At 24.9% G+C, this 16,897-nt stretch carries 16 protein-coding genes; 6 read left to right on the top strand and 10 right to left on the bottom strand.

Features of this window, described 5'->3' with window-relative positions; genetic code table 11:
• Nucleotides 1–8: 8 nt before the first annotated feature.
• Together NY022_RS04415 and NY022_RS04410 are read right to left on the bottom strand one after the other, a co-directional pair.
• Entirely contained in the window at nt 9–674 is a 666-nt protein-coding gene (locus NY022_RS04415; protein WP_267523850.1) for an ABC transporter permease subunit, read from the bottom strand.
• Nucleotides 664–1,605, bottom strand: coding sequence for a methionine ABC transporter ATP-binding protein (locus tag NY022_RS04410; RefSeq protein WP_267523848.1), 942 nt, complete (start codon nt 1,603–1,605; stop codon nt 664–666). The genes NY022_RS04415 and NY022_RS04410 overlap by 11 nt, the downstream gene beginning before the upstream one ends.
• A 130-nt stretch (nt 1,606–1,735) precedes the next feature.
• On the opposite strand from NY022_RS04410, the gene NY022_RS04405 reads away from it, so the two are divergent.
• Both NY022_RS04405 and NY022_RS04400 read left to right on the top strand, forming a co-directional pair.
• Nucleotides 1,736–2,623, top strand: a complete 888-nt coding sequence (locus NY022_RS04405; protein WP_267523846.1) for a YeeE/YedE family protein — start codon at nt 1,736–1,738, stop codon at nt 2,621–2,623.
• Nucleotides 2,620–3,966, top strand: a complete 1,347-nt coding sequence (locus NY022_RS04400; protein WP_267523845.1) for a rhodanese-like domain-containing protein — start codon at nt 2,620–2,622, stop codon at nt 3,964–3,966. The genes NY022_RS04405 and NY022_RS04400 overlap by 4 nt, the downstream gene beginning before the upstream one ends.
• A gap of 264 nt (nt 3,967–4,230) precedes the next feature.
• Here the strand turns inward: NY022_RS04400 and NY022_RS04395 are convergent, their stop codons facing one another.
• The gene (locus tag NY022_RS04395; RefSeq protein ID WP_267523844.1) at nt 4,231–4,551 is read right to left on the bottom strand and encodes a hypothetical protein; all 321 of its coding nucleotides are present in this window, start codon (nt 4,549–4,551) and stop codon (nt 4,231–4,233) included.
• A gap of 580 nt (nt 4,552–5,131) precedes the next feature.
• On the opposite strand from NY022_RS04395, the gene NY022_RS04390 reads away from it, so the two are divergent.
• Nucleotides 5,132–7,522 carry a hypothetical protein gene (locus NY022_RS04390; RefSeq protein ID WP_267523842.1) on the top strand — a complete coding sequence of 797 codons (2,391 nt, stop codon included), beginning with the start codon at nt 5,132–5,134 and terminating at the stop codon, nt 7,520–7,522.
• Nucleotides 7,523–7,562: 40 nt separating this feature from the next.
• On the opposite strand, the gene NY022_RS04385 is transcribed toward NY022_RS04390, so the two are convergent.
• The 7 genes from NY022_RS04385 to NY022_RS04355 all read right to left on the bottom strand — a co-directional run bounded on the left by NY022_RS04385 (nt 7,563) and on the right by NY022_RS04355 (nt 14,181).
• Nucleotides 7,563–8,447, bottom strand: coding sequence for a glycosyltransferase family 9 protein (locus NY022_RS04385; RefSeq protein WP_267523841.1), 885 nt, complete (start codon nt 8,445–8,447; stop codon nt 7,563–7,565).
• Nucleotides 8,444–9,328, bottom strand: coding sequence for a lipid A biosynthesis lauroyl acyltransferase (locus NY022_RS04380; RefSeq protein ID WP_267523840.1), 885 nt, complete (start codon nt 9,326–9,328; stop codon nt 8,444–8,446). Before NY022_RS04380 ends, NY022_RS04385 begins: the two co-directional genes overlap by 4 nt.
• Nucleotides 9,321–10,268: a glycosyltransferase family 9 protein gene (locus tag NY022_RS04375; protein ID WP_267523838.1), complete on the bottom strand. Its 948-nt coding sequence runs from the start codon at nt 10,266–10,268 to the stop codon at nt 9,321–9,323. The genes NY022_RS04380 and NY022_RS04375 overlap by 8 nt, the downstream gene beginning before the upstream one ends.
• Nucleotides 10,249–11,238, bottom strand: coding sequence for an OmpA family protein (locus NY022_RS04370; RefSeq protein WP_214115765.1), 990 nt, complete (start codon nt 11,236–11,238; stop codon nt 10,249–10,251). The genes NY022_RS04375 and NY022_RS04370 overlap by 20 nt, the downstream gene beginning before the upstream one ends.
• Nucleotides 11,231–12,229, bottom strand: a complete 999-nt coding sequence (locus NY022_RS04365; RefSeq protein WP_267523837.1) for a MotA/TolQ/ExbB proton channel family protein — start codon at nt 12,227–12,229, stop codon at nt 11,231–11,233. Before NY022_RS04365 ends, NY022_RS04370 begins: the two co-directional genes overlap by 8 nt.
• An 83-nt stretch (nt 12,230–12,312) precedes the next feature.
• On the bottom strand, nt 12,313–13,362 hold the full coding sequence (fbaA, locus tag NY022_RS04360; protein ID WP_267523836.1) for a class II fructose-bisphosphate aldolase: 1,050 nt from the start codon (nt 13,360–13,362) through the stop codon (nt 12,313–12,315).
• A 9-nt stretch (nt 13,363–13,371) separates the two neighbouring features.
• Entirely contained in the window at nt 13,372–14,181 is an 810-nt protein-coding gene (locus tag NY022_RS04355; protein ID WP_267523834.1) for a peptidylprolyl isomerase, read from the bottom strand.
• A 69-nt stretch (nt 14,182–14,250) separates the two neighbouring features.
• Here NY022_RS04355 and nth point away from each other — a divergent pair, with 69 nt between their 5' ends.
• Genes nth through NY022_RS04340 form a run of 3 tightly spaced genes read left to right on the top strand, consistent with a single transcriptional unit; the run spans nt 14,251 to nt 16,896 of the window.
• The gene (gene nth / locus NY022_RS04350; RefSeq protein ID WP_267523833.1) at nt 14,251–14,883 is read left to right on the top strand and encodes an endonuclease III; all 633 of its coding nucleotides are present in this window, start codon (nt 14,251–14,253) and stop codon (nt 14,881–14,883) included.
• 43 nt (nt 14,884–14,926) lie between these two features.
• A complete protein-coding gene (locus tag NY022_RS04345) occupies nt 14,927–16,099 on the top strand; it encodes a ComEC/Rec2 family competence protein (protein WP_267523832.1) in 1,173 nt (390 codons plus the stop codon).
• Nucleotides 16,096–16,896: a YihY family inner membrane protein gene (locus tag NY022_RS04340; protein WP_267523830.1), complete on the top strand. Its 801-nt coding sequence runs from the start codon at nt 16,096–16,098 to the stop codon at nt 16,894–16,896. The genes NY022_RS04345 and NY022_RS04340 overlap by 4 nt, the downstream gene beginning before the upstream one ends.
• Nucleotide 16,897: the final 1 nt, after the last annotated feature.

Raw genomic sequence — 16,897 nt, 5'->3', positions numbered from 1 at the left:
TTTTCTCCTTATTTAAGTTTGTAATAAATAATTTTGCTTATTTTTTCTATTAAAAAAACTATAATTATCAAAATAAAAACTATAAAATACATTATCATCTCATCATATTGTTGATAACCATAAGCAAGTGCAACTGCTCCTAAACCACCAGCACCAATAGCTCCTGCCATAGCACTCATATTTAGCATATTTACAAGCATTATTGTGTAGTTAGAAATTAAAGTCGGTAAGGATTCAACTAATAAAACCTTAAAAATAATTTGTAAATTTGTAGCACCAAAAGATTTTGCTACTTTTATTAAATCCTTATCAATAGTATTAAACGAATTTAAAGTCATTCTAGCTGCAAAAGGAGTACACGCTAATGTAATTGTAAAAATAGCTGCATTTACACCAATTGAAGTGCCTATAAAAAATTTTGTTATGGGAGTAATTGCTACCATTAAAATAAGGGTGGGAAATGATCTTATTAAATCAGTAAATTTTTCTGCTAAGAAAAATATAATTTTATTGGGCTTTAAACCATCTAGTTTAGTGATAAACATTAAAATTCCAAGTAAAAATCCAAAAAACACTGAAAAAACAAATGAAAAAAATATCATTTTTAAAGTTACTAAAATTGATGGAATAATTAATATATTCATATATTCAAATAATCTTGTATCACCAAACATTATCATCCTTTTGTTTATAAGTAATATCTAGACTTTTTAATAAATCTAAAAAAGTATTTTTATCAATCTCATTTATTGAAATATTAATTTGCATAGTAGAAGTATTATTAAAATGATGATAATTAGTACTTATAATTTCATAAGGATTATTTAAAATTTTTGATAAATCATAAAATATTTGCGTATACTTTTCATAATTTTTTATATATAAACTAAACTCTAAACCTGATTTATTAAGCCTAAAATCATCATTTAAGAAAAATTCACTGGCACTAAATAGATTAGATATCTCGCCATTTTTTATATAGTAAATTTCATCACAAATTGCCCTTACCACATTCATTTCGTGAGTTACTATAATTATTGTTATATTTAGTTTTTCATTTAATTCTTTTAATAGTTTTAATATTGATTCAGTAGTGCCTTCATCAAGTGCTGATGTACATTCATCACATAATAAATACTTAGGCTCTAACGATAAAGCCCTTGCTATTGCTACTCTTTGTTTTTGCCCACCACTTAATTCATTAGGTTTTACATAAAGTTTATCAAAAAGCCCTACTAATTTTGCAAGTGATTTTACTTTTAAATCAATTATATTTTTATCATATCCCCAACACTGCATAGGTAAAGCAATATTATCATAAACATTTTTTCTTGATATTAAAATATAATTTTGAAATATCATACCTATATTTTTTCTAGCTATTCTTAGTGCTTTTTCATCTAAAGTATTGATTAATTGATTATCTATATAAATTTCACCACTTTGAAATTTTTCTAAGCCATTTATACAAGATAGTAATGTAGATTTTCCTGAGCCACTTTTGCCTAAAATTGCACAGATTTTACCATCATTTATTTTCAAGGATATATTGTTTAAAATTTTATTATTATTGTAAAATTTATTTAAGTTTTTTACAACTATCATTGATTTCCTTACGCCAATTTGTATGCATAATTTCAAATTCTATAAACAAAATACAAATAACAAGTAATTAAATTTATTGTAATTTTTATGCTATACAATTAGCAAAATTATTTTAGAAAGTCATTAGGTAATGAATACGCTTATATTTGGAATTGTTTTTGGATTTTTATTAGCAAGATATAGATTTTGCTTTTTTTCTGGTTTTAGAAATCTTTTTTATTTTAAAGATTTTTCATTTGTTAGTGCTTTAAGTTTTTGTATATTTTTACAATCTCTTGGCTTATTCACATTAGAACATTTTAAACTAATTACCATACCCGAGTTTAAATTCTCAATACTTGCTACTATTATAGGTAGCTTTGCATTTGGCGTTGGAATGGCGTTTAGCAAGGCTTGTGTTAGTGGTAGTTTTACTAGAGTTATTAATAATAGTTCTTATTTAATAACGGCTTTTTCTTTTGCTTTTAGTATGGCTTTATTTAATGGAATATTTAAAAAATATATAGATATTTTTACAAAAAATGAGCTTACTAATATTCATACTTTTTTAAATATTTCGCCTTTTATCTTAGTGATTTTACTTGGAATTTTAAGTATATATTTAATCTATAAAGCCAAAAAAATCAGTATTCTAGCAATAGTTTTAGCAATTTTAAGTCTTTTAATGTGGAAAATGATTGGTTTTAGTTTTACTTTATCAGTGCCTAGTAAAAATATGATTTTATATCTAGTAACCAATCAATATAGGTATTTAGATTCTGGAGTTTATTTTTTATTTGGTTGTATTTTAGGTGGGATTGTTGCGAATTTAAAATCATTTTCGCTTCAAGGTGTATCGCTAAAACAAGGATATTTTAGTGTAATTGGAGGCTTTTTGATGGCTTTTGGAGCTTCTCTTGCAAGTGGTTGCAATGTGGCAAATATTTTAATAGCTAGTGCTTATTTTAGCTTTCAAGCTTTTATATTTTTACCTTTTATGCTTTTTGGATTTTTGATTATTTTAAGGAGAGTATCGTGAAAAAATTAATTTTATTGTTTGCACTTATTTTTAGTGCTTGTTTTAATGCTGATAATGTTAAATTATTAAATACTGATGAGTTTAAAGCTAGATTAAATAGTGATTATTTGATAATTGATACAAGAATTGATAGTTATTATAATGGTTTTAGCGAAGATGGGGCAAAAAACGGCGGTCATATTAAAGAGGCTTTAAATATTAGTGCTTTATCAATGGATTTTATTGAAAATAAAAAATTTGAAGAATATTTCAAAGGCAAAGGCATTACAAAGGATAAAAAGCTCGTATTTTATGGCTCTAATTTAGATGAGATAAAAAAAGTTAGCTCGGAGTTTTTAGCTCGTGGTTATAAAGGCGAGATTTATGCTGATTTTATAGATTATGCAAATAATAATGATTTAGTAAAACTTAAAAATTATCAACTAGCAGTCTATCCTAAATGGCTAAATGATTTAATGCAAGGCAAAAAAGTTGAGAGTTTTGATGGCAAAGACTTTATGGTTTTTGAGGTTAGTTGGGGAGAAAATAGTGATGAATACAGCGAGCATATAAAAGGTGCTTATCATTTTAATACGGATTTAATAGAGAATGCTCCTGTTTGGAATTTAAGTGATGCAAAAACTTTAGAAAATAATCTTTTAAACTTAGGGATTACAAGTGAAAAAACTATAATTTTATATTCTAAAAATCAAATGGCAGCTTTAAGAGTGTTTTTTGCATTAAAATACGCTGGGGTTAAAGATGTTAGATTTTTAAATGGTGGGCTATATTCTTGGCAAGAAGCAGGATTTAGCATAGAAAAAACTCCAAATATACCTAATAAAGAAAGTGATTTTAAAGCGATAATTCCTGCAAATGCTAATATAAATATATCAATGCCAGATGATATTAAAAATTATAAAGGGGATTTAAAGCTAGTAAGTATTAGGGCTTGGGATGAGTTTATAGGCAAAATTAGTGGTTATGATTATATACCAAAAAGCGGTGAGCCAAAAGGAGCTATTTGGGGATTTGCAGGGACAAATTCATCTAATGTGGCTGATTATTACGACCCTGATGGAACGCTTAGAAATCCTTATGAAATATATGAATTATGGCAAAGTCAAGGCATTAATAAAAATGATAATTTAGCTTTTTATTGTGGCACAGGCTGGAGAGCTAGTGTTGCTTGGTTTATTGCCTTACTTGATGGTTGGGAAAATATTTATGTATATGATGGTGGCTGGAATGCTTGGCAAATGGATGAGAGCTTAGAAGTGCAAAAGAATTTAGATTTAGTTAAACCTGATTCAAAAAACGATTATGGAGCAGTGTTTAAAGAAGGTGCTAGTTGTAAAAGCTAATCAAAAGCTATTCTTAAAGAATAGCTTTAATCATCATAGTGTTAAAGCCACTTAATATCAAAATTTATTAGATAATTAATAGAATTATTTAACAATCTTCTACACTATAAAATGATTATAAAGAGTATATGTAACACGAAATAAAATTATTATAATTGTTAAAATGAGAGTTTTGCTAAGTGTAGGCTCAAAAAAGCTCTCGCTTAAATTAATTTTGTATTTTTTGATTAAGCGATGAGCTTTTAAAATTTTTATAGTTTTTAATTATCTAAATTGCCTTCTTTCAAATTTTGCTTTAGGTTTTGCTCCATCCATTGTTTTAATAGCACCAATACAAAGCGCTACATCTATTAGAAGATAGAAGTAGAACCCAAAATTAGTTAATTTATCAAAAAAACTATCACCTAAAAAACTAATAAAAAATATTACATAAGCTAATGCAAAAGCAAAAAGTGAAATTATACCTCCTGCACTACTCCCATCGTCGTAAGTAATTTCAGCTTGACAGCCCCTACATACTTTTACACCAAATCTTAATTCCTCATCACAAAAAGGACATATCATCGTTTTTGTATCTTTTGACATAATTTTCTCCTATTTTGATTTATTTGTTAAATAATAAAAAAAACAACGCATTGTAAATATTTTCAGCCTTTCGTAATACCTTAAATTACTTAATCGTATTGCTATTAGTTTTAAAAAACTTGTTTGTTTAGATTGATTAGAGCTTAGAAGTGCAAAAGAATTTAGATTTAGTTAAACCTGATTCAAAAAACGATTATGGAGCAGTGTTTAAAGAAGGTGCTAGTTGTAAAAGCTAATCAAAAGCTATTCTTAAAGAATAGCTTTAATCATCATAAAAATTATTGCTATAGTCTAATTAGAACTAAATTATATTGATGGTCTTTAATAATATATATCATGGTATTTAATAATTTTAATCCAAGTGCTAAACCTAATCTTTATACATTTTCTTTAAATCAAAAAAGATTTTATATTACTAAAAGACATAATTATCTTAAATTAAATAAATTTAAAGCATATTTTAAATACTTTGTATATTTAAATTTTATTAAAAATCTCACAAAATTAAATAATAATTAAAACTATAAATTAAATTTAACTTAATATAATATAAAAAAATAAATTTAAATTAAGGATTAGTATGAAAAAAATAATATTATTGTTTATTGCTTTTTTTGAACTTTTAGCAAATGATAATTTTAAAAATTTTTACCCTGATTTTAATGCTGTTCAAATAAATTTTAATAGTAATAGTAACTTTTATCATAAAGGTGAAGGTATTATAAATAATAAAAAATATCAAATTTATAAAAAAATACCAGAATTAATTATAGATTCAATTTATAAAAATAGTAACACTAATAATGTTGTAAAACAATATAAAATATCCTATAAAATCCAAGTTATAAATTTAACAAAAAATAAAAATATATATGAAAAAACAAATACAATAAATACATATAATGAAAGTAAAATACTAGATTATATAAATTCAAATAAAATGGAATTTTTTATAAGAGATTTTAAAATTAATGCTAATGATATTATGCTTATTGAATTAGAAATACAAAATATTTATGATAGCAATACAAATACTGCAATGTTTTTAAATACTTCAAATAAACCAAAAATTGCATTTATTTACGATGAAACTGGTGATAATATTAATAAATTTATGTTCGGTAGTATATGGAAAATTTTTGATAATAAACCAAGTATTAACGAAGAACTACGACCTAAACTTAGCGATTTAGAAAACGATAAAGCAAAAATAGCAAATAAAGCTTATACAAGAGTAGCTGGAAATGATATTTATATCGGATTATTACAAAATGAAACGGCAAATAAAATTAAATTTTATTCAAACACCGATAGAGTAAAAAATATAAATAATATTATAATTTATAAAAAATGTGATTTTAATGGCTGTTCAAAAGATTATGTAGTAAACCCAGATGGCGTGGATGGTAATGGACTTCCTACAGGAGATTATGTAATTGAATTTATTAATACAACCATTGGAAAGCACGATATTTGTTATGAAGAACTAAATAAACAAAACACAGTAATTAAAAAAGAATGTAGAGAATTTATGGTTCGTCCTGCTAGAATACAATTAGATGATATTAATCTAAATGTTGATGATAGTTTTCAAGATACTATTACAAAAATAAAAGCTACTATTTATGATACCCAAGATAGAGTTATAAATGTAAATAACTTAGGGGTAAAACTTGCAAAACTCAAAGTTTATGACTCATTAAGTAATGAATATAAATTTGACTTAGAAAATATAAATTACAATAAAGTTAGCAAAACTACTCCTGCTATGATTAATAAGTCAAATGAATTAGAATTAAAAATAGGATATCCTTTCTCAAATGAAGGTAAAATTGAATTTTTAGAAAACGACTTCGTAGGTGATGATATATTAAATGATAAATGTCATACAAATGGCTTTTCTAACACTGTAAATGTTGATGGCAAAATTTCTTGTAATGTAAAAATAAATGAAGTCAATATTAACTTTAAAAGCAATTCTACAAAAAGTTTAGAAGATATTAAAACGTCAAATAATTTATCAGATGCTGTATTATTTAGCGATGAAGTTATAGGTCAAAGTGAAGCTGATTTAGGTAAATGTTTTGGATTAGGATGTGATTTTACACATTCATTAGAACTGCCTATTGTGATTAAAAACCACGGAATAATTGATAATAATAAATTAGTTTATAAATATTTTCCTAATGATATTAGTATAGAATTTGATTTGAAATTTTTAGATAATAATGATACTAATGCTGATAAAAGATATAGAATTTATACTAATACATTAAAAGAAGAATTAATTAATATAACAAACCAAAATATTAAAATGAATTTTATAGCTACAAAAAATATATTGAATAAACCATTTGATAAAAAATTAAGCGAATTAAATAAAGATGTAAATATAAATAATAAAAAATTAAGTGATATTGCAAAAAACTATCTAGCAAAAGAAAAAGATTTAGAATTTATTACAAAAATAGGCTATACAAAATTTCATGAAACAAACCAATATGCACCGACGAATAAAGCTATAATAAACCCTATGGCTAGTGAATTTAGTATAGATAAAACAAGTACAATTAAAATTGATGGGGTTGATACTATATTAAGTAATAATTACTCTTTCATATTTGCAAGTGCTAGTTACAAAGACTTAAAAGCACCAAAAAATTCAAAATATATTAAATTATTATCTACAGATTTAAATTTAAATTATATTGATAAAAATGGTAAAATAAGTGAATTATATAATACAAAAAGCACCACAGGGCATTATTATTTAGAGAGTATAGAAAATATTGTAAATTCAATTATATTTAATAGCGATTATAATTCTACGGTCACAAAACTACCTAAAGGTGAGGTTTTAATAGAATTAGATAAAAATAAGCAAAATAACGAATATGTAAAAGATTTAATTAGAACATATTCAACAAATGTAATAAGCTCTAATTCTAGCTTTAGCATTGAGTTTAGATAATGAACTCAATGCTTTTAATAAATTTACTTTAAAAATTATTTTAAGTATATAAATTATTTAACACAAATTCAGGTGTCATTTGTTTCATGCAATTGTGGTGCTTTAAAGGACATACTCTTTTCATACAAGGCGAACAGGCTAAATTGATACTAAAAACTTTTGCATTTTTGCAAAATGGTGAAGTTTGTTTAATATTTGTAGCTCCGAAAAATGCTAGAACTTTTATATTAAAACTAGCACCTAAATGCATAATTCCACTATCATTTGCCAATAAATAATCAAGGCTAGAAACTGCTAAAGCCAATCTTTTAATATTAGTTTTACCACACAAATTAATGGCTTTTATATCGTATTTTTTAAGCTCATCTTCAATAAAATTACAAATTCCAGCTTCATTCTTAGTCCCAAAAAGTATTATTTTATGCTCTTTAAAAGTACTAGCAATTTTTGCAAAATAACTAGGCTCATAGCATTTAGCAGCACCATAATTAGCACCAGCTGCTATTCCTATTAGTTTTCTTGTTTTAAGCTTTTTAAAAGGTAAAGCTGTGTTTAATTGTTCATCCAATCCAAGTGGCTTTATTAGATTAAAATATTTTAAAACTTGATGAGTATTATCACTTTTGTTTGCTTTAAAATAAAATTTTTTCTTAGCATTTAATATAAATAACAAAAACTTAGATGACAAACTTGCCTTAAATGAAATTCCTAAATCAAATTCTTCTTTTAAAGCCTTAATTTGCTTTAATCTTTGTTTTTTTATCTCTACTACAACTTCACCTAAATCCTTATAAAGCTCACAAGCTACAAAACTTCCATAAAAAGTAATTTTTGCATTAGGATATTTTTTAATTAAAGCATTAATAGCACCAGCAGCCATAATAGCATCGCCTAGCCAATTAGGTAAATATATAAAAATTTTCAATACTCATCCTCATAAAATGTCTTAAATCTTTTGTGAAACCAAAAATACTCACTAGGATTTTTCTCCCACATTTTTTTCGTGCATTCTAATTGATAAAAGCTAAGTTCTTCTATTGTTTTTTCACTAGCCTTTAATGGCTTAAAAAACTCTATACAATAACCATCGCTAATTTCATAAATATAAACAGGCAATAAATAAGCATCACACCTTTTAGCTATAAGACTTGCTGCATTGCTTTGAGTAACCTTTCTACCATATAAAATAAACTCGCTACTTTCTTTAATATGTGCGTCTTGATCGCTTACAATTCCTACTAATTCATTACTATTTAAAGCCTTAATCATAGGTCTTAAAGCATTTGTTTTTTCTATTAGTTTTACTCCGAAATTTTCTCTATATTTAGTAAGTATTGCATTAATTTTTGCACTCTCTAAGGCTCTTCCTATTACATTTATTTTACAATTAAACTTAATAGCAACAGCAGATGGCAAAATCTCCCAATATCCATAATGTGCTGTTGTAAAAACTATTTTTGCATTAGCACTTAATAAATCTTGTAAATATTCTTCGTTTTTGAATAATTTTATTTGTTTTAATAATTTTTCTTGGCTTATATTTTGATTTTTTACCATTGATAATATATAAAAGGCAAATTTTTTATAAACTTGTTTGGTAATTTCTATACTTTTTGGAGCTTGTGTGAGTTTGCAAAAATGCTCTAAGTTTTTTAAGATTATATTTTTATGTTTTTTATTAATTCTAAATGCTAGGCTACCGATTAAATTAGCAAAGAATTTTAAAATCTTATTAGGAATTAATTTTAGTAAAAAATTTAGAAAATAAAATATTAACAAATAAAAATAATCTTTTATTCTACTCATTAAATACCTTTTTTATAATTGCTAAAACCTTATCAGCACTAACTTCTTTAAAAGTTGAAAAATAATAATGAATTTCACTAGGTTTAACAAATCTTTTTGCAGGTTTTTTATCACATTCGTTTAAAAAAGTTATATTAGGACGATTTAAAACCACAGCAATATGAGTAGTCCCGCTATCATTTCCTATAATTAATTTTGCTAATTTGCTTAAAAATACTAATTCATTTAATGAAATTTTAGGCAAGACTTTAGCATTTTTACATTCTTTTGCAATCTCATTTGCCCTATCAAGTTCTATTTGAGAACCCCAACTAAGCAATATTTTATAATCACAATTTTTACAAATATCAATCAATTTTTCTAAAGGAAGCATTTTATTTATCTTGCTTGAGCCATTATGTAATAATATAAATTCATCTTCTACTAAAGGCTTTATTTTATTCATAATATTTTGAGTTTTTATCTCATCATAAATTAATACATCACTAGTTACTAACTCATCATTTTTAAATTCTTTTAAAGCAAAGCGAGTTAATTCAAGGCTTCTTTTATACACATTTTCTAAATAATCACAATTACAATGGTTTTTATAAAAATAATAAGCTAACTTTTCTCTTAAGCCATTTTTAGAATATCCATAAGAATTTGTACTCAAATAATTTGCTAAAAAACCTGATTTTATTCTTCCTTGATAATCAATACTAATATCATATGATTTTTTTAAATGTTTTATCTCTTTTATTGCTTTTATTGGGTGTTTTTTAAGTGGTAATGAATAAATATTATCAAACCAAACAAGCCCATCAAGTAAAAAATAAAACCTAGAATCTACAAAAAAATCAATCCTAGCTTTAGGATATGCAGCTCTTATATAATTAATATGCCATAGCATATGAAAAATATCGCCCATTGCACTAAGTCTAATTATTGCTATTTTCACTTAAATCCTTTGAAATTACGCTTTCAAATTCCTTGATTGCTTGTTCATTTGAAAATTGTAATTTTATTTCTATTCTTCTGCTTGCTTGTTTATCTTCAACGCCATCTTTAAATTTTAAATCATTATAGCTTTTGCCAACTGCTACAAGTAGTTTTTCTAATCTTTTATCATTATAAAACGAATTAATAAATTTCATAATTTCCAAAGCTCTTTTTTGAGATAACTCAAGATTATAAGTAAATCCACCAACACTATCAGTATGTCCTTCAATCACTATACTATCAATATTAGCTAGAATTTCAGGTGAGCTAAGCAAGGCATCAAAATACTTAATTAGAGTTTTTTTAAGCTCTTCTTTTGCACTATCTTTAATCAAATACTCCGCACTATCAAACAAAATACTAGCATTTAAGCTAATACTGCCTGAATTAAGATTGATTAAAATATCATTTGATAATTTATTTTGTAAAGCTTGAATTAATTTTGTTTTATTATTTTTAAGCTTTTCGTATTCAACCTTAAACCCACTCAATTGCTTTGCTAATTCGTCTATTTTATCATCTTTATTTTTTATTTTTATTTCAGTATCTTCAAGATTTTTAAGTAGCATTAAAATTTGTGCATCTTTTTTGTCAATATTGCTTAATAATTCTTCCTTATTTTTTGCATTTTCATCTAAATTAAGAAGCAATTTTTTAATATAATCATTTGCATCTTTATTTTTATTTAGCTCATCGTTTAATGAAATATTGAGTTTTTCAAGCTCTTCATTTAAAGAACTCAAAAGCTCATCTTTGCTAATTATTAAAGCTTTTGATTCATCTAAATGTTTTTGTTCATTTTTTAGCTCATTTTGTGTAAAAATATATTTTAAAACAATAGCACTAAGAACTAAAATAAATACAAACAACAATCCAGCCATCAAATCAGCATAAACTATCCAAAAATTATTATTATCTTTATTACGCATTATTTATTTTATTTAATACCTGATTTGCTTCTTTACTAAGGTTTTCAATATCGGCTTTTAATTCATCAACTATTCTAAATTCGTGTTTTTCATCTTCATAAATATTTTTAAAATCTAATAATTTAGCTTCTAAATCTTCTTTTAATTTAGCAAATTCTTTCAAGCTATTTTCAATTCTTAATGAAAATTCATCTATCTTTTCTTGCATTTGCTTAGTATTTTTATTGCTTAATTCTAAAGATTTTTGAGCTAAATTTGTATGAACTATCGCAATTTTTTCATAAGATTTAAATAATTCTTTAAAACCTGTAAATTTATCTTGATGGAGTTTTGATATTTCATTAAAAAACTCATTATCATAAAGCTTTGATAATAATAAATTTGTATTAGAAAATAACTCACTATTTTTTCTAAGAGAAATTCTTTCTAATTCTTCTTTGCTCCAAAAATATTTTTTACTATTAATTCTATAATTTTCTTTAAAATTATTAATTTTAGCAATACCAAGTCTTGAATAAAACATCCACCAAATAGTAAGAAAAATCCCATAAATTGAAACATAAAAAGCAGTTGAAATTCCACTAAGCAATAAGCTAATTTCTCCTTCAAGCGCAGCTGAACTACCTACTTTAAAATCAGGCATAGATATTGCAATACTTATAAAAGTTCCTAAAATTCCAATCATTGGAAAAACAGCACTAGCAATATATCCAAATGAAAGTGGCTTTAGCTTATGTAAATAATTATCAAAAAATTCATCAAAACTCACATTAGCCTTACTAATTTCATCAATTCTTAAAGAATTATCTTTAATAAAATCTTTTAAATCATTTTCAAAAATTGACGAATTCTTTTTAATTTTTGCATATACACAATATTCATTTTGCGGTGCAAAAAACATAGCAAATACTAAGAGCACAGCACACATTATAATAGTATGTAATGGCATAATAAGTTTTATAATATTTAAATAAGCTAAAATCGCTAACACGAAGACTAATAAGGGTAAAAAGATTAAAAATAAAAAAGAAGAAAATACACTTTTCTTCTTTTTAACAATTATTGTTTGCAAGATTAATTCCTATTCATACAATTTAACTCGCTAAACGCTTGTGAAAGGCGTTTTTGCATAGATTTTTCTCCAGCAACTAACCACATTCTTGGGTCATAATATTTCTTATTAGGCTTATCATCACCTTCAGGATTTCCGATTTGTCCTTGTAAATATCCGTGATTTTTTACTTCATATTCACGAACACCATCCCAAAATGCCCATTGAGTATCAGTATCTATATTCATTTTAATTACGCCGTAATTGATTGCTTCAGTGATTTTTTCTGCTTCACTACCACTTCCGCCATGGAATACAAAATTAAGTGGTTTTGCACCCTTTTGCAAATATTCTTGACAATTATGCAAAATTACTGGCTCAAGTCTTACATTTCCTGGTTTATAAACCCCATGAACATTACCAAAACTTGCTGCGATTGTATAATTTGTCCCAATTTTGCTTAATTCTTTATGAGCTAGTGCTACATCGCTTGGTTGAGTGTATAATTTAGCATTGTCAATATTTGTATTATCAACTCCATCTTCTTCTCCACCAGTGCAACCTAATTCAATTTCTATACCGATTTCTAATGCGTTAAATTTCTTAAAATATTCGCAAGAAATTTCAATATTTTCGTTTAAACTTTCTTCGCTTAAATCAAGCATATGAGAACTAAATAAAGGTTTTTTATGAATTGCATAAAATTCTTCATTTGCCTTAATTAAATCATCTATCCAAGGTAAAAGTTTTTTTGCTGCGTGATCGGTATGTAAAATAGCAACTACTCCATAAGCAGCTGCTACTTCATGCACATACTTTGCACCTGCAATTGCCCCAATTACTGCTGAATTAGGACAATCTTTTCCTGCAAAAAAACTTGCTCCGCCATTACTAAATTGAATAATAATAGGCGAATTTGCTTCACGAGCAGCTTTTAATGCGGCGTTTATAGAATTTGTTCCTACAACATTTACTGCTGGAATTGCAAATTTATTTTCTTTTGCGTAAGCATAAACGCGCTCTAAATCTTTACCATAAATAACACCTGGTTTTACCAATTCTAAAACACCCATTATAAATCCTTATTTAACTTGTAAGCCTGCACCATTTATTAATTTATCAGCCTCTTGTTTTACTAAAGCTTTATGTTTTTCATTTTTTAAACCATTTTCAATGAAAGGTTTAGCTTCTTGTAAACTTCCTTGTCTACTAGCTTTGTAATCCTCTCCTAAAATTACATGAAAGCCAAATTGAGACTTAACTGGCTCTGAAATTTCACCTTTTTTAAGTTTTTTAGCTGCATTAAAATATTCTGGAACTAATTCATTTACACTCATATAAGGCAAATCTCCACCCATTGCACCTGAACCTTTATCATTTGACTTAGTTTTAGCTAATTCACTAAATTTATTTACTAAAGCATCATCTTTTAAACCTTTTAATTGTTTAATAATATCTCTCGCTTCAGCTTCAGTTTTAACTAAAATATGTTTAGTTTTTACAGCTTCAGGAACTTTAAAATCATTTAAATGTTTATTATAATAATCAGTAATTTCTGCATCACTTACTTTAATATCATTAAATTTTTTTAATAAATATTGTTGAGCTAATAAAACTTCTTTTGCACTATTTAAAGCTGATTTAAAAGCATCGTCTTTATCTAGTTTTAATTTTTCTGCTTCTTTAGCAAATAATTTCTTAGTAACAACATCTTTTATTAAACCTTCTTTAGCTTCTTTTGGTAGTGCATTTACATCACTAATTTGAAATTGTGCTAAATAAGGAGCTAATTCTTCAGTTGTAACTTCCCCACCTTTAAAAGTAGCAACAACAGCTGCATTTAAACTTACACCACATAAAAGCCCTGCTAGGACTAATGAAATTTTTTTCATTTTCTATTCCTTTAATTGATTTAATGTATGATTTTACAAATATTGTGTAAAAAAATAGTAAGGTTTATAATGTTAAAAAGAGAACTAATTATTAAAAAAAGATTTTTAGATAAATATAATAATGCTAAAAGTGAACTAATTTTTAAAAATCACTATGAATTAATCGTATGTGTAATGTTATCAGCTCAATGTCTTGATAGTAGAGTTAATCTAATAACACCAAGTTTATTTGCAAACTATCCTGATATAAATTCTTTAGCAAATGCAAATTTAATGAATATAAAAGAATTAATTAAAAGTTGTAATTTTTATCAAAACAAAGCAATTAATCTTATCAAAATGGCAAAAAGCGTTGTGGAAAATCACAATAGTATTATTCCTATGAATTTTAATGATTTAACAAAATTAGCGGGGGTTGGAGAAAAGACTGCTAATGTAGTTTTATGTGAAGGAATTGGTGCTAATGTAATGGCTGTGGATACTCATATTTTTAGAGTTAGCAAAAGATTAAAAATATCAAATGCAAAAACTCCTAATGATTGTGCTAAAGAGCTTACGAAACTATTTAAAACCGACCTTGATAAATTGCATAAAGGTATAGTTTTGTTTGGAAGATATATTTGCAAGGCTAAAAAACCTGATTGTAATAATTGTTTTTTAAACGATTTATGTGATGAATTTAAACAACAAAAAAACTCTTAATATAAATAAAAAATATTTTTCTATATTAATAATAATTTTAAGTATGTTATTTTGCTTACAAACGCACTTAAAATTTATAAATTTTCAAAATTTTTTATACGAAGATAAATATGAAGTCTTAGTATTAAATAATTATTTAAAAACTAAAAATAATCGTTCTTATTATGTATTATCACTACAATATAAAGACATAATAATTTATACGACTACAAGCAAAAAAATTAATTCAAATCATATATTATTAAATTTTGCAGCAAAGGAAAAACTATCATTTTATGAATATTTTAAATCCAAGTTTTATTTACCTAGTTATAACATTGTAGAATTAAAAGAATTCAAAGATAATTTTTTTGTAAATTATTTTTTAGACCAGCATAAAGACGAAAAAATAAAACAACTATATGGAGCTTTATTTTTTGCAAAATCAATAAATAAAGAATTAAGAAACGATGTAAATTATTATGGTATAGCACACTTAATAGCAATTTCTGGCTATCATTTAGGGCTTATTTATTCCATATTTTTCTTTATTTTTTCAATTATTTATAAGTATTTTCAAAAAAGATTTTTCCCATATAGGTCAATTCATTTTGATTTAGGGATAATTATTTTCATAATTTTAGCCTTGTATTTTTATCAAATAGGGATGATAGCTAGCTATTTTCGCTCATTTATTATGGCAATTTTAGGATTTTACTTCGTTATAAGAGCTATAAAATTACTTTCATTTTTGCACTTATTATTAGCATTTTTAATTTGTGTAGCTATAAACCCTAGCTTAATTTTTAGTGTAGGATTTTTCTTTTCATGTCTTGGAGTTTTTTATATTTATTTATTTTTATATCATTTTAAAATTAATAATATTTATATGATTATATTATTAGAAATTAGCGTTTTTTTCGCAATGATTACACCTGTTTTATATTTTTTTCCATTACTTAGTTTTCAACAACTATTTGGGATAATTTTAACCCCTTTATTTGTAATTTTTTATCCATTAGTATTATTTTTACACATAATAAATCAAGGAAATTTATTAGATGGTATTTTAATAAATTTTTTAAATTTTAAATTATTTGCAATAGATTTTAAAGTTGATTTTGTATTTTTTATATCTTATATATTTTTATCCTTACTTTCAATTTTTCATAGATATTTAGCAATTTTTGTTATAAGTATAAATATGATTTTTTATTTTTATTTAGGATTTTTATGAAAAAGATTTTACAAATTTTAAAAATGGTTATTGATGTTAATGATAAAGGTATTTTACAACATGCTAGTTCTTTATCATTTTATAGTGTTTTAAACATAATACCTATATTATCGCTTAGTTTTTTTGTGTTCGCTCATATGCCAAATTTCAAAGAACAAAGTATGCAAATAAATAATTTTATATTAGGATTAATCCTACCTAATAATGAAGCTACTAGCATTAACTATATAGAAGAATTTTTACAAAATAGCACAAAGCTAGACCCAGCAGGATTCATAGCTATGATATTTGCATTATTTATGTTTTTTAATGCTTATGAAAATACAATTTCACATGTTAGCAATACAAATAAAAGAGGTTTTTTTTCATCTCTTAGTATTTATTGGTCATTAATTACATTAGCTCCTTTAGGACTTTTTGCTAGTTTTTATTTGAGTTATAAAATTCAAAAATATATAGATGCAATAGGATTAAAATTTAATTTTTTAGGTATTTTACCATTTTTAATCATTTGGGCTTTATTTTTCGTATGCTTTCATATATCAATTAATAAAAATTTAAACACAAAAATAACAGTAATTACAAGCTTTCTTGTAGCTTTAATTTGGAGTATTTTTAAAAATCTTTTTGTATTTTATATATCGTTAAATAAAGTATATGCTAGTATTTATGGTAGCTTTTCTGCTGTTTTATTTTTCTTTATATGGCTTTATTTTTCTTGGATAATTTTCTTAAACGGTATTAGAATTTGCTCACTTCTAAATAATAACCATACTGAAAGTAAAAATAAAAAATAAG

It is taken from the genome of Campylobacter sp. MG1 (assembly GCF_026616895.1).
Classification (GTDB): Bacteria; Campylobacterota; Campylobacteria; order Campylobacterales; family Campylobacteraceae; genus Campylobacter_E.
Note: the sequence above shows the minus strand (reverse complement) of the source record. Positions and strands in the feature narration are given on the sequence as shown.